The sequence below is a fragment of the Sphingomonas sp. genome (genome assembly GCF_019635515.1).
GTDB lineage: Bacteria > Pseudomonadota > Alphaproteobacteria > Sphingomonadales > Sphingomonadaceae > Sphingomonas.
The window spans coordinates 308,666-330,932 of the sequence record NZ_JAHBZI010000002.1 but is presented as its reverse complement, the minus strand read 5'-3'; the positions used below and the strand labels follow the sequence as shown (position 1 = coordinate 330,932).

Below are 22,267 nucleotides of genomic sequence, written 5' to 3'. Positions count from 1 at the left end.
ATGCCGATGACCGGTGCCCAGCCCCTCTATGTGATGATCAAACCGCCGCCGGCCGTGGCGCGGGAGATCGATTGCTGCCGGCGGCTGCTCGATATCGCCAGCAGCTATGGGCCGGCGCGGTTTCATTGCACGGTACTGCCCCTGGGCGATGCCCGGGATATCTCGGCCGCGCGGCTCGACCGGCTGATCGCCATCGCCGCCGCGCTGTCGCTCGACCCCTTCCGCATCTCGCTGCACACGCTCCGCCGCAACGCGCTGATCGGCAAGGCGCGCGGCGTGCGCACGCTTCGCACGCTGTTCAAGCAGGGGCTGGCGAATGTGGGCATGCCGGTGCCCGGCTATGATGCCGAACCGCACCTCTCCGTCGCCTATGGCAATGCGCCGGAGCGGCGAAAGGCGATCGCGCCGATCAGCTGGATCGCCGAGGAGTTCCAGCTGGTCCGCAGCATTTACGGGCAGGGCCGCCATGAGGAGCTTGGGCGCTGGCCGCTGATCGGCCGGCAGACGTCTTTCGCTTTCTAGAAGCCCATAGCCAGTTGCGCGACATTGCGGGTGACGATCCCATCGCGGACCTCGACGCCTTCGAGGCCGAGCATATGCGCCTTGGACGAGGAACCACCGGGGGCGGAGAAGCCGCCGATCTGGCCGTTGGCGGCGGTGACGCGGTGGCAGGGGATGATCAGCGGCACCGGGTTGCTAGCCATCGCCTGGCCAACGGCGCGAGCGGATTCGGGGCCGGCATCGAGCAGCCTGGCGATGGCGCCATAGGTGGCGGTCTCGCCCCAGCCGAGCTGGCGGACGGCGGCGTAGACGCGCTCGAAGAAGGGCCGCTGCGTGCCGAGATCGACCGGCACCTGTCCGAAATCGACGCGTTCGCCGGCGAAATAGCGCCGGGCGTCCTCGATCACTGCCCGCACCTGTGGCGGTGGCGACACCAGCTGCGCATCGGGCAGGCGGCGGAGCAGCGCCCATTCGGCTTCGTGCGGATTGCTTGCCGGCAGGCGCAGGGCGGTGACGCCGTTCACGTTCCAACCGATCGCGGCGAAGCCGCCTTCGGTTTCGAACAAGCCATAGAAGCACGCGTCCGTCATGACGCTGAGATCGGGACGCGACCCGACATGCGCAACAACCCATTCATTCGAAGCGGTGCGTCACTTCGATCGGGCCGACGATCGCCGCGTTGAACGCCGGCAGGTCTCCGGCTGGAATCCAATATTCGCGGTGTGCCTGCCCGCCGGCATCCTGGATCGCATAGCCATCGAGATAGTCACGACGCACCGCAAAGCGGGTAACGAAACCGCTGCCGCTATCCCGCACATTCCAATCGCGCGCGATCTTGATCGCATAGTCCTCGGTCGTGACCGGATAGAAGATCGGCTGATCGGGAAGGCGCGGCGGAAAGCCGCGCATGCCGCTGGCCTCGACCAGCGCCAGCTCCGCCGGGCCGACCGGGCGCCAGAGCGTGACCGTCTCGACCAACTCAGCCGCCGACGGTCTGCTCGATCACCCCGAAGATCGGGTGATGCCTGTCGTCCTCGGCCCAGATACGGACGGTATCGCCGGCTTTCAGGAACGGCGTTTCCGCGCTCCCACGCAGGATCGTCTCGACGGTGCGGACTTCGGCGAGGCACGAATAGCCGACGCCGCCCTCGGCGATCGGCTTGCCAGGGCCGCCATCCTCGCCGCGATTCGAGACGGTGCCCGAGCCGATGATCGTGCCGGCGCCCAATTTCCGCGTCTTGGCGGCATGGGCGATCAGCGTGCCGAAATCGAAGGTCATATCCTCGCCGGCTTCGGCGCGGCCGAACGGCTTGCCGTTGAGATCGACCATCAGCTTGCGATGAAGCTTGCCGTCCTGCCACCAGTCGCCAAGCGCGTCGGGCGTCACGAACACCGGCGAGAAGGCGCTGGCCGGCTTGGACTGGAAGAAGCCGAAACCCTTGGCGAGCTCACCGGGGATGAGGTTGCGCAGCGATACATCGTTGGTGAGGCCGACCAGCCGCACCGCCGCCAGCGCCTCCTCGCGCGAGGCGCCGAGCGGAACGTCACCGGTGACGACCACCACTTCGGCTTCGAGATCGCAACCCCAAGCTTCATCCGCGAGCGGAATCGGATCGCGCGGGCCCAGGAAACCGTCCGATCCGCCCTGATACATCAAGGGATCGTGCCAGAAACTGTCGGGCATCTCCGCCGCGCGCGCCTGCCGCACCAGCGCGACATGGTTCACATAGGCCGAGCCATCGGCCCATTGATAGGCGCGCGGCAGCGGTGCGGCGGCGAGGCGCTCATGGAAACGCTCGCGCGGGATGACTTCGTGATCGAGGTCGGTCTGGAGGTTGCGCAGATCGGCCTCGACCCGGTCCCAATCGTCGAGCGCCGCCTGCAGCGTCGGCGCGATCATGCTGGCGCTCGCATACCAGGCGAGGTCGTTCGAGACGACGACGAGTTTACCGTCGCGACCGTGCTTGAGGCTCGCCAGTTTCATGATCTCTCCTTTGTTGTCGCCATTGTCTTAGACCTTGACGCGGGGCCCGGCCAAGGCCATTCGCGCCACGCATTTCAGGAACACCCGCGCCGCCGAGCCCTGTCGAAGGGCGGCGTCGGGCCTCGCCGGCAGGCGGAGACCTGTATCCATGGCCAATGTCGCAGTGATCGGCGCCCAATGGGGCGATGAGGGCAAGGGAAAGATCGTCGACTGGCTCGCCGAACGCGCCGACATGGTCGTGCGTTTCCAGGGCGGGCACAATGCCGGACACACTTTGGTGGTCGGCGAGAATGTCTACAAATTGTCGCTGCTGCCCTCGGGGATCGTGCGTGGCACGCCGAGCGTGATCGGCAATGGCGTGGTGCTCGATCCGTGGCACCTCAAATCCGAGGTCGAGAAATTGCGCGGGCAGGGTGTCAACGTCACCCCGGCGACGCTCAAGGTCGCCGATACCTGCCCGCTGATCCTGCCGTTCCACCGCGATCTCGACGCGCTGCGCGAAGATGCCAGCGGCGCCGGCAAGATCGGCACGACCCGGCGCGGGATCGGCCCGGCCTATGAGGACAAGGTCGGCCGGCGCGCGATCCGGGTATGCGATCTCGCGCATCTCGACGATCTCGGCCCGCAGCTCGACCGGCTGTGCGCGCATCATGACGCATTGCGGGCCGGATTCGGCGAAGCGCCGGTCGATCGCGCGGCTCTGGTCGCCGAGCTCAAGGACATCGCCGGCTTCGTGCTGCCCTTCGCCGAGCCGGTGTGGCGGACGCTCGCCGAGGCGCGGTCGCGCGGGCGGCGGATCCTGTTCGAGGGCGCGCAGGGCGTGCTGCTCGATATCGATCACGGCACCTATCCGTTCGTGACCTCGTCGAACACGGTGGCGGGCACCGCGGCGGCGGGCAGCGGCATGGGGCCAAGCGCGGTCGGCTTCGTGCTGGGAATCGCCAAAGCCTATACCACGCGGGTCGGCTCGGGGCCGTTCCCGACCGAGCAGGACAATGACATCGGCGAGCGGCTGGGCACGCGCGGGCATGAGTTCGGCACGGTCACCGGGCGCAAGCGGCGCTGCGGCTGGCTCGATGCGGTGCTGCTGCGCCAGTCGGCGGCGGTATCGGGAATCACCGGCATCGCGCTGACCAAGATCGACGTGCTCGACGGGCTGGAGGAAGTATCGATCTGCGCCGGCTACAAGCTGCGCGGTGAGACGCTGGATTATTATCCGGCCAATGCCGCGGACCAGGCGGCGGTCGAGGCGGTCTATGAAACGATGCCGGGCTGGGCGGAATCGACCGCGGGCGCGCGCAGCTGGGCCGATCTGCCGGCGCAGGCGATCAAATATATCCGCCGCATCGAGGAGCTGATCCAGTGCCCGGTCGCGCTGGTTTCGACCAGTCCGCAGCGCGACGACACGATCCTGGTGCGCGATCCGTTCGCCGATTGAGGCGCCGTCGGGCGCGCTTGCGGGCTAGCGCCCCGTCTGCGCCCGGTGGAGCAGCTTCTGGTCGGCCAGCACCAGCGCCATCATCGCTTCGACCACCGGCGCGCCGCGGATGCCGACGCAAGGATCATGGCGGCCCTTGGTGCGGATCTCGGTCGCCTCGCCTTCCCGCGTGATCGTCTCCACGGGCGTGAGGATCGAGCTGGTCGGCTTGAAGGCGGTGCGCACCCAGATGGGCTGACCGGTCGAGATGCCGCCCGCGATCCCGCCGGCATGATTGGCGAGGAATTGCGGACCGTCTGCGCCGGGGCGCATCGGATCGGCATTGCCCTCGCCGGTCGCCAGCGCGGCCGCGAAGCCATCGCCGATCTCGACTCCCTTCACGGCGTTGATCGACATCATCGCCGCGGCCAGTTCGCTGTCGAGCTTGGCGTAGAGCGGCGCGCCCCAGCCAGCCGGCACCCCGCTTGCTTGGCAGGTGACCGTCGCCCCGAGCGACGACCCCGCCTTGCGCGCTTCATCGACCTTCCGCTCCCAGCGCGACGCGGCCTGGGCATCGGGGCAGAAGAAGGGATTGCGGGCGATCTCCTCCTCGTCGAAACGCGAATAGAATATGGCGTCGCCGCCGATCGCCTCTACCCAGGCGGCGATCTTGACCTCGGGAATCACCAGCCGCGCGACCGCGCCCGCCGCCACCCGCGCCGCGGTCTCGCGCGCCGAGCTGCGCCCGCCGCCGCGATAGTCGCGAAAACCATATTTGGCGTCATAAGCGTAATCGGCGTGCCCGGGGCGATAGGCCTGGGCGACTTCCGAATAATCCTTCGAACGTTGATCGACATTGTCGATATGCAGCGCGATCGGCGTGCCGGTGGTCCTGCCCTCGAACACGCCCGAGAGGATGCGGACCTGATCGGGTTCCTGCCGCTGGGTGGTGAAACGCGAGGTGCCCGGGCGGCGCTTGTCGAGGAACGGCTGGATATCGGCTTCGGACAAAGCCAGTCCCGGCGGGCAGCCATCGACCACCGCGCCGAGCGCGGGCCCGTGCGATTCCCCCCAGGTGGTGAAGCGAAAGACGCGTCCGAAGGTGTTGTAGCTCATAATCCCCTCTCCCTGAAGGGGAGAGGGAGGGGCCCATGCGAAGCATGGGAGGGTGAGGGCATGAGCGCCTCGCGGATCGTTTCCGCGACGCCGTCCAGGTTCCGCATCACCTCATCGTTCGAAAAGCGGATCAATCGGAAGCCTTCTTGTTCGAGCTGTGCGGTACGCTGCGCATCATAGCTCTGCTGGAATGCGTGCGTGTCGCCATCAATCTCGACCACGAGCTTCGCCTCGGAACAATAAAAATCGGCGAGGTACGGGCCAAGCCAGACTTGATGGCGAAATTTCGCTCCCGATAGCTGGCGATTGCGGATCGCTTGCCACAAGTGGTTCTCGGGTTCGGTGCGGTTACGACGTGCCTGGCGTTGAAAGCTCAGCGCATCGTCGCCCTTTGGTCGCTTCATGCCCTCACCCTTCCCACGCCTTCGGCGCGGGCCCCTTCCCTCTCCCCTTCAGGGAGAGGGGTTTAAGCTATGCCAAAGCGATATCCGGGGCGTCCTCCGCCTTCATGCCGATGACGTGATAGCCGGCATCGACATGGTGGGTCTCGCCGGTGACGCCGGCCGAGAGATCGCTGCAGAAATATAGCCCGGCGCCGCCGACATCCTCGATCGTGACATTGCGCTTGAGCGGGCTGTTGAGCTCGTTCCACTTCAGGATCAGGCGGAAATCGCCGATACCCGAGGCGGCGAGCGTCTTGATCGGGCCGGCCGAGATCGCGTTGACGCGGATATTGTCGCGGCCGAGATCGACGGCGAGGTATTGGACGCTGGTCTCGAGCGCGGCCTTGGCGACGCCCATGACGTTGTAATGCGGGATCACCTTTTCGGCGCCGTAATAGCTGAGCGTCAGCAGGCTGCCGCCGTTCGGCATCATCTTCGAGGCGCGCTGCGCCACCGCGACGAACGAATAGACGCTGATGTTCATCGTCATCAGGAAATTATCGAGGCTGGTATCGACATAGCCGCCGCGCAGCTCGTTCTTGTCGGAGAAACCGATGGCGTGGACGACGAAGTCGATCGTCGCCCAGCGTGCCCGCAAGGCATCGAACGCGACATCGAGCGCGGCCATGTCGGAAACATCGCAATCGATCAGGAAATCGCTGCCGAGCTGCTCGGCGAGCGGGCGGACCCGCTTTTCCAGCGCTTCGCCCTGATAGCTGAACGCCAGCTCGGCGCCCTGCTCGCGCAATTTCTGGGCGATGCCCCATGCGAGCGAACGATCGTTGGCGAGGCCCATGATCAGCCCGCGCTTCCCCTGCATCAATCCGGTCATGCAGCAACCTCCTTGCTTTCGGCGCTCTCTAGACCTTCCTGAGGGACTTCCGCCAGAGCCGCGTTCAATTCCGCGCCGATCACCACGCCCAAGCCAATGATGAAGAAGAAGATCAAGGCGATCATCACGCCGGCGAGACTGCCATAGGTCAGGTCATAGCCGCCGAGCAGCGACAGCACCCTGGGGAGCAATGCCGTCGTCCCCAGCCACCAGCCCGTGACCAGTGCCGCGCCGGGCCATTTGAGACATGTGGTCTTGCGATACTTCGCCGGGGTCAGCGAATAGAACAGGATGTAGAGCGCGCCGAACAGCGCGAGGCCGGGGGCGAGGCGGCCGATCGACACCGCCTGCTGCGCCTCCACCGCGAAAGGGAAAACCCGGTAGAGCAATTGCTCGACGCCGGTCAGGATCACCTGGAAGCTGAACGCCGCCATGGCGAGGATCACCGCGCCGACGATCATCCCGATCGCGCCCAACCGGTAGCGCCAGAAGGGGGTCGAGCTTTGCGTGCCATATGCCTGGCGGAGGATCGCGCGGAGCGTCTCGATGAAGCCGGCGGTGGTCCACAGGCCGACGATGGCGCCGAACCAGAGAAGGTTGCCCGAGCGCGCCTCCAGCACATCGCGGATCGGCTGGGCAAGGAGGTTGGCGACGTCGGGGGGCACGGTGTTGAGGAAGGCATTCAACGCCGCGATGGTATCTTCGCGGCGGCCGAACACCCGGGCGATCGCGGCGGTGACGATGAAGAACGGAAACAGCGTGACCAGCGACAGATAGGCGAGGTTGCCGGCATGGGTGAAGCCATCGGTATAGGTGCCGACGCCAACGCGCTTGAGGATTTCGAGCGCGCGCTGGCTGAAGCCGAGATCCTCGAGCCGCTTGCCGAAACCCCGCCGCCGCGCCTCGGGCGATTCGGGGGAGATGCCGGGCGGTGCCGGGCGGGGTTCGGCTACGGGCGGGGTCTCGGTCACTAAGACCTAGACGCCCATCTTCGCGCGCGGGTTCCGCATATCCTGCCAGCCCTCGGCGAAGCTGGTCAGCGCGGCATCGTCGCTTGGGAGATCGACGATCAGGGTGACGAGCAGATTGCCGCGCGTCCCGCCCTTCTTGTGAAAGCCGCGGCCGCCGAGGCGCAGCACCTTGCCCGAGGTCGAACCCTTGGGGACCGTGAGCATCACCGGGCCATCGGGGGTCGGCACGCGGACCGGGCCGCCGAGCACCGCTTCCCGGAGCGTCACCGGCAGGTCGAGACGGATATCGTCGCCGCTGCGCGAATAGAAAGCGTGCTTGCCGATCTCGATGGTGACGATCGCGTCGCCCATCCCGCCCGGCCCCTCGTCGCCCTTGCCGGTCAGCCGCATCTGGGTGCCGGTCTCGACACCCGCCGGCAGTTTCAGGTCGATGGTCTTGCCGTCGCGCAGCGTGATGCGCTGCGGGCTGAGCCGGGCGGCATCCTCGAACGACACGGCGAGGCGATAGGCGACGTTGGCGCCCTTGGCGGCCGGGCGCCGCCCGAAGCCGCTGGAGAAACCGCCACCGCCGCCGCGCCCGCCAAACAGGCCCTCGAAGATATCGCTGAACCCGCCGGCATCGCCGCCGCCGAAATCGCGCGCGCTGAAGCCGCCCTGCGGTCCGCCGGGCCCGCCGCCGAAGCCGAACGGCGCGGTGGGATTGCCGTCACCGTCGATCTCGCCGCGATCGAAGCGCGCGCGCTTGTCCTTGTCGGTGAGCAGGTCATAGGCCTGCGTCACCTTGGCGAAGCGCTCGGCCTTCTTCGGATCGTCCTTGTTGCGATCGGGGTGCAGCTCCTTGGCGAGCTTGCGATAGGCTTTCTTGATCGTCGCCTCGTCGGCGCCACGGGCTACTCCCAAAGTTGCGTACGGATCGGCCATTCTTGTCCCTTTGTTCGCGCGCTATTTCGGCGCGACCGGGCATCAACGCAAGAGCTAGGCGCCGGTCTCCAGCGGCTCGACATCGACCGAAACGTGCATCTGCTGTGCGCCCGACCCAAGAACGACGCCGTCGACCGGCGCGATATCCGAATAATCGCGGCCGATGGCGACAACGATATGATCCTCGGCCATCCAGATGCCGTTGGTGGGATCGACCCCGACCCAGCCCAGCTCCGCTCCGGCCCAGACCAATACCCAGGCATGCGTCGCATCGGCGCCGACCAGGCGCGGCTGGCCGGGTGGCGGCAAGGTGCGCAGATAGCCCGAGACATAGGCGGCGGGCAGACCGGCGGCGCGCAGCCCGGAAATCATGATCTGCGCGAAATCCTGACAAACGCCCCCGCGCTTGCGGAACGCCTCGTGTGGCGGGGTATCGACCATCGTCGCCCCGGTATCGAAATCGAATTCGCGCTGGATGCGGCAGGCGAGCGCATAAGCGGCGTCGAGAATCCCGCGCGCGGGATCGAGGTCCCCGGCGCACCAGGCGGCGATATCGGCATCGACCGGGATCAGCGGCGAGGGAAAGATATAGCTGGCGGGACTGGCGGGCGAGGCGTCGCGGCTGGTCCGGGCGAGCGCGGCGATCTCGGCGATCGTCGGGTCATCCGGCCGGGGGAACGGGATCGGGCGATTGACCCGCACCCGCGCGGTGCTGGTGATGGTCAGCGTCCTGGCCGGCGCCTCGACCACCAGCCGCATGACATTGGCCAGCCCCGCCTCGGCGCGCGCCGGCTGGATGCGGCCATGCGGCTCGACGGTCAGGCTGTAGTCGAGCATTTCCTGGCCCGACCACAGGATCGGCTTGAGCCGCAGATTGTTGCGCGCGAAGCCGACCGCGCGCGCATAATCGAAGCGCGTCACGTGACGGATATCGTAGAGCATCACGCCAGCACCATCCCTGCGGCACGCAAGGGCTCGGCGCCCTGCAGGAAATAGCGGCGAGCGATCGCGTCGGAGAGGTTGGTGAGGCGCACGCCGATATCGCCGAGCATCCAGTCATCGATGCGGGTGGCATTGGCGGTGACGAGGATCGCGGCGAGCTCGCGCGCCTGTTCCTGCTGCGCTTCGGCAAGACCGGAATCGGACAGCACGGGCAATTTGTTGAGATGCCCCGAGATCGCCGCGACCTGGAAGGCGATGCCGCGCGGATTGCCCGGATCGAGCGTGACGAGATCGAGGACAGGGACGCGCGCCATCCCGGTCAGATAGCGTTGGCGATAGCTGATCTGGCTGTCGGCGAGATCGAGCAGGGTCGAAAGATCGTCGCTGGTCGCCTGTACGCTGCCGAACGCGCGGATCGCGCGGACCGCGTTACTGGCGCGCTCGATACGGCGGCCGATATCGTGGAAGCGCCACGCGTCGGTGCGGCCCATATGCTCGGCGGCGAGGCCGGCGAGCGCGGAATAGCGGCGCTGAAGGCTGCCGGTGCGGTCGAGGACGCTGCCCCGGGTCGGGAACGGCGCGTCGAGCAGCCGGACCATATCGGCCGAGAGCCGCTCGCGCGAGACTTCGGCGATGCGCCTGGCCTGGGCGTTGGTGTAGCGGACGCTGTACCAGCCGTCCTCGCCCTCCAGGGCGATGCGGATCAGCGCGGTCAAATCGGCGCGCTTATAGGCCTTGGGCTCGGGCGCGGCGCCGGCGGCGACGACCAGCCCGACGAGGCGGCGGACCGTGTCGGCGGAGAGCGCCGCGCCGGTGTCGGCGCTGATCGAGTGGCCGAGCAGAACGCGCAGCACGCCGAGCAGCGCCTCGCCACGCTCCAGATAGCGGCCGAGCCAGAAGAGATTGTCGGCGACCCGGCTGGGAAGCGTGCCGGGATTGCGGCGCAGCGCCGTCGAATCCCCCGAAGGCAGCAGCGAGACGGGCGCCACTTCCTCATCGCCATGGATCGCGACATCGGCGGACCACAGGCCCTCGCCCATCACCGCGGCGCGGGCATCGGCATGCTCGCCGATGCGGGCGAAGCCGCCGGGCATCACGCTCCAATTGCCGTCGCCGCCGCGTGCCACGAAGACGCGCAGGGTGAAGGGGCGCGGGGCGAGCGCGCCTTCGGCGACCACCGGCATCGTCGAGAGGCGGACGACTTCCTGCCCGACATAATCCTGCGGACGGCGGGCGAGATCGGCGAGCAGGGCGGCGCGGGCATCGCCAGTGAGGCTGGCGCCCAGCACCGGCTTGCCATTGGGCAGGCCAAGCGGCGTGGCGCCGAAGGCCGGGGCGATGACGAGCGTGTCGAGATGGGCTTCGACATGCGCGCGTGCCGCATCCTGGCCGCACCACCAGGTGGCGATGTTGGGCAGCTTCAGCGGCTCGCCGAGGATCTTGCCGAGCCTGGGCAGGAAGGCGGCGAAGGCGGGCGCTTCGAGCAGGCCGGCGCCTGGCGCGTTGGCGATGACGACATTGCCCGCCGCCATCGCATCGATCACCCCGGGCACGCCGATCGACGAATGCGAATCGAGCGCGAGCGGATCGAGCAGGCGCGGATCGAGCCGGTGCCACAACGCATCGATACGCTTGAGCCCGGCGATGGTGCGGACATAGAGCTTGTCGTCGAGCACCGCGAGATCGGGGCCCTCGACCAGCAGGAAGCCGAGATAGCGGGCGAGATGCGCCTGTTCGGCATAGCTGGGATTGAGCCGGCCCGGGGTGAGCAGCGCCATGCGCGGATCGACGCGCCGGCAGGACGCCGCCAGCCCCTCGCGAAAGGCGGCGAAGAACGGCGCGTGGCGGGCGATGTTGAGGCGGTTCTGCAGGCCGCCGAGCGTACGCGCCATCGCCAGCCGGTTTTCGAGCGCATAGCCCGCGCCGGCGGGCGCGCGGAGATGATCGGCCAGCACCCGCCAGCCGCCCTCGGGCCCGCGGCACAGATCGAAGGCGGCGAAGTGGAGATGATGGCCGCCGGGCGGATCGAGCCGGCTCAGCGGGCGGAGGAAATAGGGGCTGCCGGTAACCAGCGCGGCGGGGACATGGCCATCGGCGACCAGACCCTGCTCGCCATAGAGATCGGCGAGCAGCCGCTCGATCAGCTCGGCGCGCTGGACGACCCCGGCTTCGATCCCCCGCCATTCGGCCTCGGGGATGAGAAGCGGCACCGGCGAAAGCGGCCAGGGGCGCTCATCATCCTCGCCCTGGCCGGCGATGCGGAAGCCGGTGCCGATATCGGCGGCGTGGCGCTGGGCGCGTTCGCGGGCATGTTCGAGATCGTCGCCAAGGCCGGCCAGCTCTTCAAACAAGGCCGCCCATGCCGCTCGGTCGCCGCCATCGGCGCACAAGGCGTCGCCGCTCTTCGACGCGGCGCAATAGTCGGCGATCCAGCGATCGGCGACCACGCCTGCGTCGAACAGATTTGCGGCGCTGCTGGCCACCCCGAGCTCCCTTTCGCAAGACTCTGGGCGAATCGATGCTGCTTCGCAACACAGATTAGGTTCTCACTTCGTCATTCGCGGGGATGACGGCTTGGAAAGCTATAGGTCGGGCAATTCCTGCCCCGCTTCGCCCCACCCCCGCAGCGCGCGGCTGGCGGCGCGTTCATTGAGTTCGGCGGCGTCGCGGATCGTCCAGCGCTTGGGGCTGTCGAGGTCGCGCAGCTCGGTCCAGGTGACCGGTGCGGCGACCGGTGCATCCTCGCGGGCGCGGGCGACATAGGGAAGAACCGCGGTGCTGCCACGCTGGTTGCGGAGATAATCGAGGAAGGTCCTGCCCTTGCGGTTAGCTTTCTTGAGGTTGGCGGTGAAACGCTCGGGCTCGGCCTGCGCCAGCGCGCGGGCGAAACGCTCGGCGAAGCTCTTCACTTCAGGCCATTCCGCGCGCGGAATCAGCGGGACGACGACATGGACGCCCTTGCCGCCCGACAGCAACGGCCAGCTGGTCAGCCCGATATCGGCGAGGTGGCCCTTGATATCGAAGGCGGCCTTCTTGACCGCTTCGAACCCCAGCCCCTCGTCGGGATCGAGATCGAAGACCAGCCGATCGGGCTTTTCGATATCGGCCACGCCCGAGCCCCACCCATGGAATTCGATCGTGCCCATCTGGACACATGCAAGCATCCCGTCGGCATCGTCGATATAGAGATAGGGTTCGACCGAACCGTCCTTCTCGCGGACATCGACATGGTGGACATGGTCGCCGAACGAGCCAGCATCATGCTTCTGGAAGAAGCAATATTTGGCGCGGCCCTGCGGGCAGCGGACCAGGCTGATCGGACGGTTCGCCAGCCAGCGCAGGATATTGGGCGCGACCGCGGCGTAATAATCGGCGAGATCGCCCTTGGTGAGGCCGCTTTCCGGATAGATCACGCGATCGGGATTGCTGATCCTGATGCTGGTCTCGGGAGCTTCAGGCAAAGGCGCGGGCTTTTCGGCGACCACTTCGCTCGCCTTCTTGTCGCCGCGCAGGCCGAGGAAACTGGCATGGCGGACAACATTCTCGGCAGTGAATTCGGCGAAGGCGATCTCGGCGACGAGGCTCGGCTTGACCCAATGCGCGCCGCGCGCCTCGGGCCTCGGCACTTCGGCGGCGGGCTTGGCGGCTTCGATCTTCGCGAAGCGCGCGCGCAGATCGTGGAGCGCATCCATGTTGAATCCGGTGCCGACCTTGCCGGCGTAGCGCAGCGTGCCGCCCTCATTGACGGCGAGGAGCAGCGAGCGGAAGCCGCGGCCCCTGGCGCTCGACGGTGTCCAGCCGATGATCACGAATTCCTGCCGCCGCGTGCATTTGATCTTGAGCCAAGCCTTGGTGCGGGCGCCGCGATAAGGCGCGTCGGCGCGCTTCGAGACGATGCCCTCATAGCCTTCGCGGCACATCGCCGCGAACAGCTTCTCGCCGGCGCCGACGATATGTTCGGAGAACTGGATGCGCGTGTCGGCGGCTTCGAGAAGGATGCGCAGCCGCTCCTTGCGGGCGAGCTGCTGCTGTTTGGTCAGATCCTCGTCGCCCTCGCCAAGCAGGTCGAAAGCGAAATAGGTGAGGCCCTCGCCGCCGGCCGAGATCGCGTCCTGCAGCGTCGAGAAATCGGGCTTGCCGTTCTTGTAGGCGACGATCTCGCCATCGAGCAGCGCCGGGCCTGGGATGGACTTCGCGGCTTCGGCGATTCCGGGGAATTTATCGGTCCAGTCGAGGCCGGAGCGGGTGTAGATTTTGACGTCCGCGCCGATCGCGATCAGCGCGCGATAGCCGTCATATTTGACTTCGTGGAGCCAGGCGTTGCCGGTGGGGACGCTGTCGACAAGGGTGGCGAGCTGAGGCCGGTGGAAAGCGGGGGCTTTGCCCTTTTCGTCACTCCGGCGCACGCCGGGGCCCGGGGTTACGCCCGTAACGCCCTTGGCTCTGGATCCCGGTGTGTGCCGGGATGACGAATGCGCAGGTTTCCCCTCCTCGATCTCCAGCATCGTCCGCCCGGTCTTGACGCTGGTCAGCCCGGTCTCGACCAGAAAATCGGTCGCGCCGGCTTCGGCATCGTCGATCTTGCGCAGCAGCCAGTTCTCGGCCTTTTCCTTGCCGCGCGGCTTCAAGCGAATCAGCAACCATTCGCCCTTCATCCGCACGCCATCGAGGCGGAAATGGAGATGGCCCTTCTCCAGATCCCTGGCGCTCTTGCCCTCGACAGGCTCCCAGACGCCGTCGTCCCACAGCATCACCGTGCCGCCGCCATATTGGCCCTTGGGAATGATGCCTTCGAAATCGGCATAGCTTAGCGGATGATCCTCGGTGCGCACCGCAAGGCGCTTTTCATTCGGATCGATGCTCGGCCCGCGCGTCACCGCCCAGCTTTTGAGCACGCCGTCGACTTCGAGGCGGAAATCCCAGTGCAGCCGCGTCGCGTCGTGCTTCTGGACCATGAAGCGGTTTCCGCCGGTCCTGGCCAGCTTGCCCGCCGGCTCCGCGGTTTGCGCGAAGTCGCGCTTGGCGTTGTACTTGGCGAGAGGATCGGCCTTAGGCACGCTTCTTCGCCGGGGCTTTCCTCGCGGGCGCGGCCTTGGCGGCCGGCTTGGTCTTCACGCCCGCACTGGTTTTCGCACTCGGCTTCTCCAGCGATTTCTTGAGCGCCGCCATCAGATCGACGACGTTCGAGCCACGGCTGTCCGTGCCCGCTTCCTTGTCCTCGATGATCTTGCGGCCCTTGGCCTTCTTCTTGCGCTCGATCAGGTCCTTGAGCGCATCGACATAGCGGTCGTGGAATTCCCTGGGATCGAATTTGGCGACCTTTTTCTCGATCAGGCTCTCGGCCAGCCCGAGCAGCTCGGCGTCGGGGGCGCTGTCGGGAATGTCGCGGAAATAGCCCTGCGCCTTGTTGACCTCGTCGGCGTAGCGCAGCGTCTCGAGCACCATGCCGCGCCCGCACGGCTTGAGGCTCACCACATATTCGCGGCCGCGCATCGCCAGCTGTCCGAGCCCGACCTTTCGGGTGCGGCGGAGCGCTTCGCGCAGGACGATGAAGGCTTCCTCGGCGAGATCGTCGGCGGGGACGACGAAATAGGGCTTCTCGTAATAGAGCACGTCGATCTCGTCGGCATCGACGAACTGGGTGAGTTCGAGCGTCCTTTTCGATTCGAGCTTCACCGCGTCGATCTCGTCCTGTTCGAGCAGGACATATTCGCCCTTTTCGACTTCGAATCCCTTGACGATCTCGTCGACATCGACCGGGCCGACGCCGGGGGCGACCTTCTCATATTTGATGCGCTTGCCCGAGGGCTCGTGGATCTGGTGGAAGCTGATCGTTGCGCCTGATTTGGTCGCGGTGTAGATTTCGACCGGGATCGAGACGAGCGCCAGCCGTATCTGTCCCTGCCAATATGCGCGCGCGGCCATGCGAGTTCCTTCGTTGCGAAGCCGATTCAAATCCTGAGGCTGGGAGTCGTTCCGATCCTCGGCTAAGGGGCACGAATGACCGATCCGTTCGACCTGTTCGATGCCTGGTTCGCCGAGGCGCGCGAGACCGAAATCAACGACTCCAACGCGATGGCGCTGGCGACGGTCGGTGCGGATGGACAGCCTTCGGCGCGGATGGTGCTACTCAAGGGGCATGGCCGTGACGGCTTCGTGTTCTACACCAACCGCGAGAGCCGCAAGGCTGGCGAGCTGGGGGCGGGATCGAAGGCGGCCTTGCTGTTCCACTGGAAATCGCTGCGGCGGCAGATCCGGATCGAGGGTGAGGTCAGCCTAGCTTCCGATGCCGAGAGCGATGCCTATTTCGCCAGCCGCGGCCGCGATTCGCAACTTGGGGCATGGGCCTCACACCAGTCGCGCTCGCTCGACGCCCGCGAGGTGTTCGAGGCGCGGTTCGCGGAAATGCAGGCGCAGTTCGAGGGCGGCGCGGTGCCGCGGCCGCCGCACTGGGGCGGATATCGGGTGACGCCGCGCCGGATCGAGTTCTGGCAGGACCGCGCGCACCGGCTGCACGAACGCCGCGTGTTCACCCGTACCGGCGAAGGCTGGTCCGAGGGGCTGCTCTACCCGTGACCAATCTCGCGCGCCGCGCCGCGCTGGCGAGCGTCACCGCGGCGATCCTGCTCGGCAGCCTCAAGGCCTATGCGGCATGGCGGACGGGTTCGGTGGCGGTGCTTGCGAGCCTCGCCGATTCCGTGCTCGATCTGGTCGCGTCGCTGGTGACTTTGGGCGGGGTGCATTGGGCGGCGCAGCCGGCCGATGAGGGCCACCGCTTCGGGCACGGCAAGGCCGAAGCGCTGGCGGCGCTGTTTCAGGTCGTCGTCATCACCATCTCGGCGCTGGCGATCCTGGTCCGCGCGATCCAGAGCTTCACCCATGCCGGGCCGCCCGCCGCGCCCGAGGCCGGCATCGCGGTGTCGCTGGTGGCGATGGCGGTGACGCTGCTGCTGACCGCCTATCAGCAGCGCGTGATCGCCGCGACCGGATCGATCGCGATCGGCACCGACCGGCTCCACTACCAGTCCGACCTGTTCCTCAATGGCGCGGTGATCGTGGCGCTGGCGCTCGATGCCTATCTGGGGCTGCGCGGCACGGACGCGGTGTTCGGCGTCGGCATCGCCTTGTGGCTGCTGCTCGGCGCATGGCGGGCGAGCGAAGCGGCGATCGACCAGCTGATGGACAAGGAGTGGCCCGAGGCCAAGCGCCGCGCCTTTGTCGAGGTCGCGGCGCGCCATCCCGAGCTCAAGAGCCTGCACGACCTGCGCACCCGGACCAGCGGCGCGCGCGATTTCGTCCAGTTCCATGTCACGATGGACGCGATGATGACCGTTCAGGCCGCGCACGACGTGACCGAGCGGCTCGAGGCGGCACTGGGCGCGGAATTCCCCGGCACCGAGATCCTGATCCATATCGATCCCGAGGGCCAGATCGACGATCCCGGCAACCGGCTGACCGAAGCCGACTTGCTCAAGGAGCTCAAATGAAGATCCCGTTCGCCCAGGTCGACGCCTTCGCCGCCCGCGCCTTTCAGGGCAACCAGGCGGCGGTGATGCCGCTCGATGCCTGGCTTGCCGACGAGGTGCTGCAGGCGATCGCCGAGGAGAACAACGTCGCCGAGACCGCGTTCATCATCCCCGATGCCAGCGGCGAGGCCGATTATGAGCTGCGCTGGTTCACCCCGGCGGTCGAGGTCGCGCTGTGCGGGCATGCGACGCTGGCGAGCGGGCATATCGTGCTGACCGCCGAGCCCGCGCGCGACCGGGTTTCGTTCCGGACGCGCAAGGCCGGCGTGCTGAGCGTCGCGCGCGACGGCGCCGGTTACCGCATGGCGCTGCCCGCCTATGCGCCCGAACCCGCCGAAGTGCCGGGGCTGCTCGAAGCGCTCGGCGTGCAGGGCGATGTGCTCCGTCATCCCGGCGGCTATGATCTGACCGTGCTCGACAGTGCCGACGCGGTACTGGCGGTGGCACCCGATTTCCGCGCGCTCGCGAGGATCGGCGACACGCTCAACATCGTCACCGCGCCCGGCAGGGAGACCGACGTGATCAGCCGGGTCTTCGCGCCCGCGGCGGGGATCGACGAGGATTCGGTGACCGGCTCGGCGCATTCGGTGCTGACGCCCTATTGGGCGAAGCGGCTCGGGCGCGACCGCTTCACCGCGTTCCAGGCCAGCAAGCGTGGCGGCCGCATCGAATGCGAGCATGATGGCGACCGGGTGATCCTCGGCGGCGGCTGCGTGACGGTGATCGAAGGCAGCTTTACGCTGTAGCCAGCTCGGCGCGCTCGGTCTCGGCGATCCAGCCGCCGCCGAGGACGCGGTCGCCGGCGTAGAGCACCGCCGCCTGGCCGGGAGCGACACCATATTCGGGCGCCTCGAAGACGACGCGGTCGCCCTCCAGCCGCACCGGCACCGGCCTGGCGAGGCTGCGGACCTTGGCAGTGACGTCGCCTGCGAATCCCTCGCCGATCCAGTTGACGCCGTCGATCCGCGCGGTGCGGACCGCGAGCGCCGATTTCGGCCCGACGACCAGCGCGCGCGTCGACGGCTCGAGGCGCAGCACATAGAGCGGCTCGGGGGTGCCGCCGATCTCGATGCCGCGGCGCTGGCCGACGGTGAAGTGGATCAACCCCTTGTGCCGTCCCAGCACCCGGCCGCTCTCGTCGACGATGTCGCCGCCGGCATCGGCTTCGGGGCGCAGCTTCTTGACCAGCGACGCATAGTCGCCGTCGGGTACGAAGCAGATATCCTGGCTGTCGGGCTTGTTAGAGACGCCGAGGCCGAACTGCGCGGCCAGTTCGCGGACCTGCGCCTTGGGCATGCCGCCCAACGGGAAACGCAGGAAATCGAGCTGGGCGCGGGTGGTGGCGAACAGGAAATAGCTCTGATCGCGGGCCGGATCGACGGCGCGGTGCAGCTCGGCGCCCTGCGCGCCCATCACCCGCCGCACATAATGGCCGGTGGCAAGACAATCGGCGCCGAGATCGCGGGCGAGCTTGAACAGATCGGTGAATTTCGGCCCCATATTGCACTTCACGCACGGGATCGGCGTGCGCCCGGCGAGATATTCGTCGGCGAAATCATCGATCACGGTCTCGCGGAAGCTGCTTTCGTGATCGAAGACATAATGAGCGATGCCGAGCTTGTCGCAAACCGCGCGGGCGTCGTGGATGTCGCGGCCGGCGCAGCACGAGCCGGCGCGGCCGACCGCTTCGCCATGATCGTAGAGCTGGAGCGTCACCCCGATCGTCTCGGCGCCCGTCTGCGCGGCGAGCGCCGCCACCACCGACGAATCGACGCCGCCCGACATGGCGACGACGATCCGCCGCGCCTTGAGCGGCGCTTCGAGCTGGAAATCGGCTGGGGTCATCGCCGCGCCCCATAACGGGACTGGAGGTTAAGCGCTAGTTTTCCCCGCCTTTACGGCCCCTTCACTGCTCGGCGCTACAACCGGCCATCCGACAAGAAGTAGCGGATGCGTATTTGTGGATTTGAGTTTTGCACGGGCGGATCGGGATGTGGCGGTGACCGCCATGCCGATCGAGCTTGCCATCCTGCTGGTTGGTGTCGCCGCCCGTCAGGCGGCGAGCCCCACCGCCCGCGCCCAGGCGCGGATCGCGGTGGCGCTGCCGGTCGATGCGTTGCTCGCCCCGGTCCATGGCGCATTCCACCGTGCCGCCGCGCTCGCGCTAACCCGTTGGCAACGCAAATGAAGGCGATGTTTACCCTGCCGCTTCAATCGATGTTCAAGCCCGCGGGATATTGGTCGTTAGATAGTTTGAGTAAGGGGCCCCCGCCCCAAATGAGGTCCAATGATTGAGAACCAGAAGATCCGTCCCGCGAAAGTCATCGGCCCGCTCGGCGAACCGCTGACGATCGACACGCTGCCGCCGCCGGAGACGACGCGCTGGGTGGTGCGCCGCAAGGCCGAGGTCGTGGCCGCGGTCAATGGCGGCCTGTTGAGCGTGGACGAAGTCTGCGAGCGCTATGGCCTCACGGTCGAGGAATTCGCCGGCTGGCAGCGCGCGATCGACCGCTCGGGGATGCCGGGGCTGCGCGTGACGCGCATCCAGCATTACCGCTCGCTCTACGAGCGCCAGCAGAAATATTGATCCGGATCCGCTTCTCCCAAGGAGCAAAACGGCCCGTCTTCCACTTCGGAAGGCGGGCCGTTTCGTATCGCGGCGGCAAGGTTCCCGCCGATCCGCCAAATTTCGATACGGAACCAATATGAGCGCTTGCGAGTAGTTGCTCCGTCCGCCCGGCCCGCCGGGCTTCTGTTAACGGAGGGACGTATGGGACTTATCGTTTGGCTCGTGGTCGGCGGCGTGGTCGGCTGGCTCGCAAGTATCGTGATGCGCACGGATGGTCAGCAGGGCATCTTCCTGAACATCGTCGTCGGCATCGTCGGCGCCTTCATCGGCGGCCTGTTGTTCGGCGCGAACATCAATAGCGGCGTGATCACGCCGACGACGTTCCTGGTGTCGCTGGTGGGTGCGATCATCCTGCTCGCGATCGTGAACCTCGTCCGCCGCGGCGCGGTCCGCTAACGACGCGACACAGAAAAGAGGCCGCTCCGGGATGTTCCCGGGGCGGCCATTTTATTTGTCCACGGAAGATCGCTTATTTAAGCAGGAAGCGGACCGAGACGGTGACACTCAGTTGCTGCTCGCCGGCCACCACCTCGGTACTGGCCTGTGCCATCGCCTTGTCGGCGCGGAACGCCATCACCGGCACCGGCGCCGGCATCGCGCCGCTTTCCGAAATCGTCAGGATGCGATCGACCTTGAGCCCGGCGGCGTTGGCATAGAGCGTGGCACGCGCCCGCGCCTTGGCGATGGCATTGGTACGGGCTTCGTCGAGCGCGGCCTCGGGCTTGTCGACGGTCAGGTTCGGGCCCGAAATATTGTTGGCGCCCTGCTTGACCAGCGTGTCGAGGATCGTGCCGCTCTGGGCCACGTCGCGGAAGCGCACCGTGACCTGGTTCGATGCCTGATAGCCGGTGAGGATCGGCGGCTGATTATTCTCGTAGCGATATTGCGGGCTGAGCGAGATCGAGGCGGTCTGCAGATCGCGCTCGGCGATGCCGGCGCCGCGCAACGCCGCGAGCACCGCCGCCATGCGCTTGCTGTTCTGCGCCATCGCGACCGCCGCGGTCGGCGCCTGGGTGATCACGCCGGCCTGGATCAGGGCGACATCGGGAACGCGGGTGCTGACACCCTCGGCCGAGACTTCGAGCAGCGTGCCGTCGGCGGGCACCGGGCGCATTTCCTGCGCGGCTGCCGGCAGTGCCGAAACGGTGAACAGCGCCGCGGTGGCGGCAAGCGCGGTACGAATCATGCGATCAATTTCCCAAAATATTTATCCCGCGCCCGGCACTGCCGGACGCGGGACAAATAAAAGCTGAACGAAACCGTCGGCTTTTTGTCAGGTTACGGCATCGTGGCCGAAACATCAGACGCGGCGGACCATCACCAGACGATAGAGCGCCAGAAGAACGACCGAGCCGGCCGTAGCGGCGGCATAGGCTTTCCAGCTGGCGTCGCTGACATTGATGCCCAGCATCGGTGTCAGATAGAATGCGAGCAATGCGCCGGCGATGCCGATCAGGATGGTGACGATAATCCCGCCGGGATCCTTACCCGGCATGATCAGCTTGCCGAGCGCGCCTGCGACCAGACCGATCAGCAGCCATTGGATGATACCCTCAGGCATATTTTCCTCCTGTTTGCGGCCCGTCGCGGCGAGCCTGGGCGAAGGGTTGCCAGATGATTGGTCCATTGCAACCGGTTTCTTGCAGGAAACGATCCGGACACTTGCGAAAAAGCGCTGAAAAGCGCATTCCGCCGCCCCGGGTACCAACGGCTCTTGCCGCTGGTGCCTTATTCATATAATACAGTGCGGATATCGGGGGATCGGCAATCGCGCCGGAACGGGACACGCACATGAATTACGAGGCCAAGATGTTCGGACGGCAAGAGCGGCTGGAATTCACCGGAGAAGAGCCGCGGCGCAGCCGCCGCTGGATCTGGATCACGCTGGCCGTGATCGTGATCGCGGGCGTGGCCGCCTTCTTCCTGATGGGCCGCCATTCGGGCGCCGACAAGGGCGCGGCGGACAAGGGCGCCGCCGCGAAGCAGAACCAGTCGCAGCTGCCGACCGTCACCGTCGCCAGCCCCGGCCGCGCCACCGTCGAGACCATCGTCTCGGGCACCGGCACGCTGGCGGCGCGCCGCGAGATGCCGGTCGGGGTCGCCGGCGAAGGCGGCATGGTCACGCGTGTCCTCGTCGAGCCGGGCAGCTGGGTCGGCGCCGGCCAGGTGCTCGCCACCGTCGATCGCTCGGTCCAGTCGCAGACCGCCGAATCGCTCGCCGCGCAGGTTCGCGTCGCGGAGGCCGATGCCCGCCTTGCCCAGTCCGAACTCGATCGCGCCCAGAAGCTGGTCGGCGGCGGCTTCATCTCCAAGGCCGATATCGACCGCAAGACCGCGACCCGCGACCAGGCCAATGCCCGTGTCCGCGTGGCACGCGCGCAGCTTGCCGAAACCTCGGCGCGCAATCGCCGCCTCGACATTCGTGCGCCCGCCGCCGGGCTGGTGCTGACCCGCGGTGTCGAGCCCGGCCAGATCGTCAGCTCGGGCTCGGGCGTGCTGTTCCGCCTCGCGATGGGCGGGCAGATGGAGCTGCGCGCGCAGCTCGCCGAAACCGATCTCCAGAAGCTTCGCGCCGGCGTGCAGGCCGAAGTAACGCCGACCGGCTCGACCAAGGTCTTCAAGGGCGAAGTCTGGCAGGTTTCGCCGGTGATCGATCCGCAGTCGCGCCAGGGTATCGCCCGTATCGCGCTCAGCTACGATCCGGCGCTGCGCCCCGGCGGCTTCGCCAGCGCGCGCATCGTCGCCGGCGGCATCACCGCGGTGATGCTGCCGCAATCGGCGGTGCAGAGCGACGCGACGAGCAACTATGTCTATACGATCAACGACAAGAACGAAGCGGTCCGCACCCCGGTCACCACCGGCGAAGTGACCGAAGCGGGCGTCGCGATCACCTCGGGCCTGACCGGCAGCGAACGGATCGTGCTCACCGCAGGCGCGTTCCTCAATCCGGGCCAGAAGGTCATTCCTGCGGTGCAGAAGAAGTAA

At 67.0% G+C, this 22,267-nt stretch carries 24 protein-coding genes; 9 read left to right on the top strand and 15 right to left on the bottom strand.

Features of this window, described 5'->3' with window-relative positions:
- On the top strand, positions 1-522 hold the full coding sequence (locus KF730_RS13780; RefSeq protein WP_294098123.1) for a 2'-5' RNA ligase family protein: 522 nt from the start codon (positions 1-3) through the stop codon (positions 520-522).
- Here the strand turns inward: KF730_RS13780 and KF730_RS13775 are convergent.
- From KF730_RS13775 to KF730_RS13765, 3 genes are read right to left on the bottom strand one after another with little or no spacing between them, the layout of a single operon-like run.
- The gene (locus KF730_RS13775) at positions 519-1,091 is read right to left on the bottom strand and encodes a methylated-DNA--[protein]-cysteine S-methyltransferase (protein WP_294098121.1); all 573 of its coding nucleotides are present in this window, start codon (positions 1,089-1,091) and stop codon (positions 519-521) included. The two genes, KF730_RS13780 and KF730_RS13775, sit on opposite strands and share 4 nt — an antisense overlap.
- Positions 1,092-1,134: 43 nt before the next feature.
- On the bottom strand, positions 1,135-1,479 hold the full coding sequence (locus KF730_RS13770; RefSeq protein ID WP_294098119.1) for a hypothetical protein: 345 nt from the start codon (positions 1,477-1,479) through the stop codon (positions 1,135-1,137).
- A gap of 1 nt (position 1,480) precedes the next feature.
- Positions 1,481-2,485, bottom strand: a complete 1,005-nt coding sequence (locus tag KF730_RS13765) for a fumarylacetoacetate hydrolase family protein (RefSeq protein WP_294098117.1) — start codon at positions 2,483-2,485, stop codon at positions 1,481-1,483.
- Positions 2,486-2,633: 148 nt separating this feature from the next.
- On the opposite strand from KF730_RS13765, the gene KF730_RS13760 reads away from it, so the two are divergent.
- On the top strand, positions 2,634-3,923 hold the full coding sequence (locus tag KF730_RS13760) for an adenylosuccinate synthase (protein WP_294098115.1): 1,290 nt from the start codon (positions 2,634-2,636) through the stop codon (positions 3,921-3,923).
- A gap of 24 nt (positions 3,924-3,947) precedes the next feature.
- On the opposite strand, the gene aroC is transcribed toward KF730_RS13760, so the two are convergent.
- The 9 genes from aroC to KF730_RS13715 form a co-directional block, all read right to left on the bottom strand.
- The gene (aroC, locus tag KF730_RS13755) at positions 3,948-5,018 is read right to left on the bottom strand and encodes a chorismate synthase (RefSeq protein ID WP_294098112.1); all 1,071 of its coding nucleotides are present in this window, start codon (positions 5,016-5,018) and stop codon (positions 3,948-3,950) included.
- A complete protein-coding gene (locus KF730_RS13750) occupies positions 5,015-5,422 on the bottom strand; it encodes a DUF559 domain-containing protein (RefSeq protein ID WP_294098109.1) in 408 nt (135 codons plus the stop codon). The genes aroC and KF730_RS13750 overlap by 4 nt, the downstream gene beginning before the upstream one ends.
- A gap of 67 nt (positions 5,423-5,489) precedes the next feature.
- Positions 5,490-6,293, bottom strand: a complete 804-nt coding sequence (gene fabI, locus KF730_RS13745) for an enoyl-ACP reductase FabI (protein ID WP_294098107.1) — start codon at positions 6,291-6,293, stop codon at positions 5,490-5,492.
- Entirely contained in the window at positions 6,290-7,264 is a 975-nt protein-coding gene (locus tag KF730_RS13740) for a YihY/virulence factor BrkB family protein (RefSeq protein WP_294098105.1), read from the bottom strand. Before KF730_RS13740 ends, fabI begins: the two co-directional genes overlap by 4 nt.
- 6 nt (positions 7,265-7,270) lie before the next feature.
- A complete protein-coding gene (locus tag KF730_RS13735) occupies positions 7,271-8,185 on the bottom strand; it encodes a DnaJ C-terminal domain-containing protein (protein ID WP_294098103.1) in 915 nt (304 codons plus the stop codon).
- Between the two features lie 54 nt (positions 8,186-8,239).
- Complete coding sequence (locus KF730_RS13730) at positions 8,240-9,127, bottom strand: transglutaminase family protein (RefSeq protein ID WP_294099883.1); 888 nt, start codon at positions 9,125-9,127, stop codon at positions 8,240-8,242.
- A complete protein-coding gene (locus tag KF730_RS13725; protein WP_294098099.1) occupies positions 9,127-11,610 on the bottom strand; it encodes a circularly permuted type 2 ATP-grasp protein in 2,484 nt (827 codons plus the stop codon). Before KF730_RS13725 ends, KF730_RS13730 begins: the two co-directional genes overlap by 1 nt.
- Positions 11,611-11,709: 99 nt before the next feature.
- Positions 11,710-14,184, bottom strand: coding sequence for a DNA ligase D (gene ligD / locus KF730_RS13720; RefSeq protein ID WP_294098096.1), 2,475 nt, complete (start codon positions 14,182-14,184; stop codon positions 11,710-11,712).
- On the bottom strand, positions 14,177-15,052 hold the full coding sequence (locus KF730_RS13715) for a Ku protein (protein WP_294098090.1): 876 nt from the start codon (positions 15,050-15,052) through the stop codon (positions 14,177-14,179). Before KF730_RS13715 ends, ligD begins: the two co-directional genes overlap by 8 nt.
- A gap of 75 nt (positions 15,053-15,127) precedes the next feature.
- On the opposite strand from KF730_RS13715, the gene pdxH reads away from it, so the two are divergent.
- The 3 genes from pdxH to KF730_RS13700 are packed head-to-tail and all read left to right on the top strand — an operon-like array spanning position 15,128 to position 17,399.
- On the top strand, positions 15,128-15,703 hold the full coding sequence (pdxH, locus tag KF730_RS13710; protein WP_294098087.1) for a pyridoxamine 5'-phosphate oxidase: 576 nt from the start codon (positions 15,128-15,130) through the stop codon (positions 15,701-15,703).
- Positions 15,700-16,614, top strand: coding sequence for a cation diffusion facilitator family transporter (locus KF730_RS13705; protein WP_294098081.1), 915 nt, complete (start codon positions 15,700-15,702; stop codon positions 16,612-16,614). The genes pdxH and KF730_RS13705 overlap by 4 nt, the downstream gene beginning before the upstream one ends.
- Positions 16,611-17,399: a PhzF family phenazine biosynthesis protein gene (locus KF730_RS13700; protein ID WP_294098077.1), complete on the top strand. Its 789-nt coding sequence runs from the start codon at positions 16,611-16,613 to the stop codon at positions 17,397-17,399. The genes KF730_RS13705 and KF730_RS13700 overlap by 4 nt, the downstream gene beginning before the upstream one ends.
- Here KF730_RS13700 and mnmA read toward each other — a convergent pair.
- The gene (gene mnmA, locus KF730_RS13695; RefSeq protein ID WP_294098075.1) at positions 17,389-18,498 is read right to left on the bottom strand and encodes a tRNA 2-thiouridine(34) synthase MnmA; all 1,110 of its coding nucleotides are present in this window, start codon (positions 18,496-18,498) and stop codon (positions 17,389-17,391) included. The genes KF730_RS13700 and mnmA overlap by 11 nt on opposite strands.
- 148 nt (positions 18,499-18,646) lie before the next feature.
- Between mnmA and KF730_RS13690 the strand changes: the two genes are divergently transcribed.
- The 3 genes from KF730_RS13690 (at position 18,647) to KF730_RS13680 (ending at position 19,678) form a co-directional block, all read left to right on the top strand.
- Complete coding sequence (locus tag KF730_RS13690) at positions 18,647-18,841, top strand: hypothetical protein (protein WP_365973669.1); 195 nt, start codon at positions 18,647-18,649, stop codon at positions 18,839-18,841.
- A 99-nt stretch (positions 18,842-18,940) separates the two neighbouring features.
- Positions 18,941-19,240, top strand: coding sequence for a DUF1153 domain-containing protein (locus tag KF730_RS13685; RefSeq protein WP_294098072.1), 300 nt, complete (start codon positions 18,941-18,943; stop codon positions 19,238-19,240).
- A gap of 183 nt (positions 19,241-19,423) precedes the next feature.
- A complete protein-coding gene (locus KF730_RS13680; protein WP_294098069.1) occupies positions 19,424-19,678 on the top strand; it encodes a GlsB/YeaQ/YmgE family stress response membrane protein in 255 nt (84 codons plus the stop codon).
- A 73-nt stretch (positions 19,679-19,751) separates the two neighbouring features.
- Here the strand turns inward: KF730_RS13680 and KF730_RS13675 are convergent, their stop codons facing one another.
- Positions 19,752-20,468 (bottom strand): SIMPL domain-containing protein, encoded by a 717-nt coding sequence (locus tag KF730_RS13675; RefSeq protein ID WP_294098067.1) that lies wholly within the window; start codon positions 20,466-20,468, stop codon positions 19,752-19,754.
- A gap of 114 nt (positions 20,469-20,582) precedes the next feature.
- Positions 20,583-20,843: a GlsB/YeaQ/YmgE family stress response membrane protein gene (locus tag KF730_RS13670; RefSeq protein ID WP_294098065.1), complete on the bottom strand. Its 261-nt coding sequence runs from the start codon at positions 20,841-20,843 to the stop codon at positions 20,583-20,585.
- A gap of 230 nt (positions 20,844-21,073) precedes the next feature.
- Between KF730_RS13670 and KF730_RS13665 the strand changes: the two genes are divergently transcribed.
- The gene (locus KF730_RS13665; protein WP_294098063.1) at positions 21,074-22,267 is read left to right on the top strand and encodes an efflux RND transporter periplasmic adaptor subunit; all 1,194 of its coding nucleotides are present in this window, start codon (positions 21,074-21,076) and stop codon (positions 22,265-22,267) included.

Bases quoted from the DNA above. Each gene is read 5' to 3' on its own strand.
- KF730_RS13780 (WP_294098123.1), top strand. From the start codon at position 1: ATGCCGATGACCGGTGCCCAGCCCCTCTATGTGATGATCAAACCGCCG.
- KF730_RS13775 (WP_294098121.1), bottom strand. From the start codon at position 1,091: ATGACGGACGCGTGCTTCTATGGCTTGTTCGAAACCGAAGGCGGCTTC.
- KF730_RS13765 (WP_294098117.1), bottom strand. From the start codon at position 2,485: ATGAAACTGGCGAGCCTCAAGCACGGTCGCGACGGTAAACTCGTCGTC.
- KF730_RS13760 (WP_294098115.1), top strand. From the start codon at position 2,634: ATGGCCAATGTCGCAGTGATCGGCGCCCAATGGGGCGATGAGGGCAAG.
- aroC (WP_294098112.1), bottom strand. From the start codon at position 5,018: ATGAGCTACAACACCTTCGGACGCGTCTTTCGCTTCACCACCTGGGGG.
- KF730_RS13750 (WP_294098109.1), bottom strand. From the start codon at position 5,422: ATGAAGCGACCAAAGGGCGACGATGCGCTGAGCTTTCAACGCCAGGCA.
- fabI (WP_294098107.1), bottom strand. From the start codon at position 6,293: ATGACCGGATTGATGCAGGGGAAGCGCGGGCTGATCATGGGCCTCGCC.
- KF730_RS13735 (WP_294098103.1), bottom strand. From the start codon at position 8,185: ATGGCCGATCCGTACGCAACTTTGGGAGTAGCCCGTGGCGCCGACGAG.
- KF730_RS13730 (WP_294099883.1), bottom strand. From the start codon at position 9,127: ATGCTCTACGATATCCGTCACGTGACGCGCTTCGATTATGCGCGCGCG.
- KF730_RS13715 (WP_294098090.1), bottom strand. From the start codon at position 15,052: ATGGCCGCGCGCGCATATTGGCAGGGACAGATACGGCTGGCGCTCGTC.
- pdxH (WP_294098087.1), top strand. From the start codon at position 15,128: ATGACCGATCCGTTCGACCTGTTCGATGCCTGGTTCGCCGAGGCGCGC.
- KF730_RS13700 (WP_294098077.1), top strand. From the start codon at position 16,611: ATGAAGATCCCGTTCGCCCAGGTCGACGCCTTCGCCGCCCGCGCCTTT.
- mnmA (WP_294098075.1), bottom strand. From the start codon at position 18,498: ATGACCCCAGCCGATTTCCAGCTCGAAGCGCCGCTCAAGGCGCGGCGG.
- KF730_RS13685 (WP_294098072.1), top strand. From the start codon at position 18,941: ATGATTGAGAACCAGAAGATCCGTCCCGCGAAAGTCATCGGCCCGCTC.
- KF730_RS13680 (WP_294098069.1), top strand. From the start codon at position 19,424: ATGGGACTTATCGTTTGGCTCGTGGTCGGCGGCGTGGTCGGCTGGCTC.
- KF730_RS13675 (WP_294098067.1), bottom strand. From the start codon at position 20,468: ATGATTCGTACCGCGCTTGCCGCCACCGCGGCGCTGTTCACCGTTTCG.
- KF730_RS13670 (WP_294098065.1), bottom strand. From the start codon at position 20,843: ATGCCTGAGGGTATCATCCAATGGCTGCTGATCGGTCTGGTCGCAGGC.
- KF730_RS13665 (WP_294098063.1), top strand. From the start codon at position 21,074: ATGAATTACGAGGCCAAGATGTTCGGACGGCAAGAGCGGCTGGAATTC.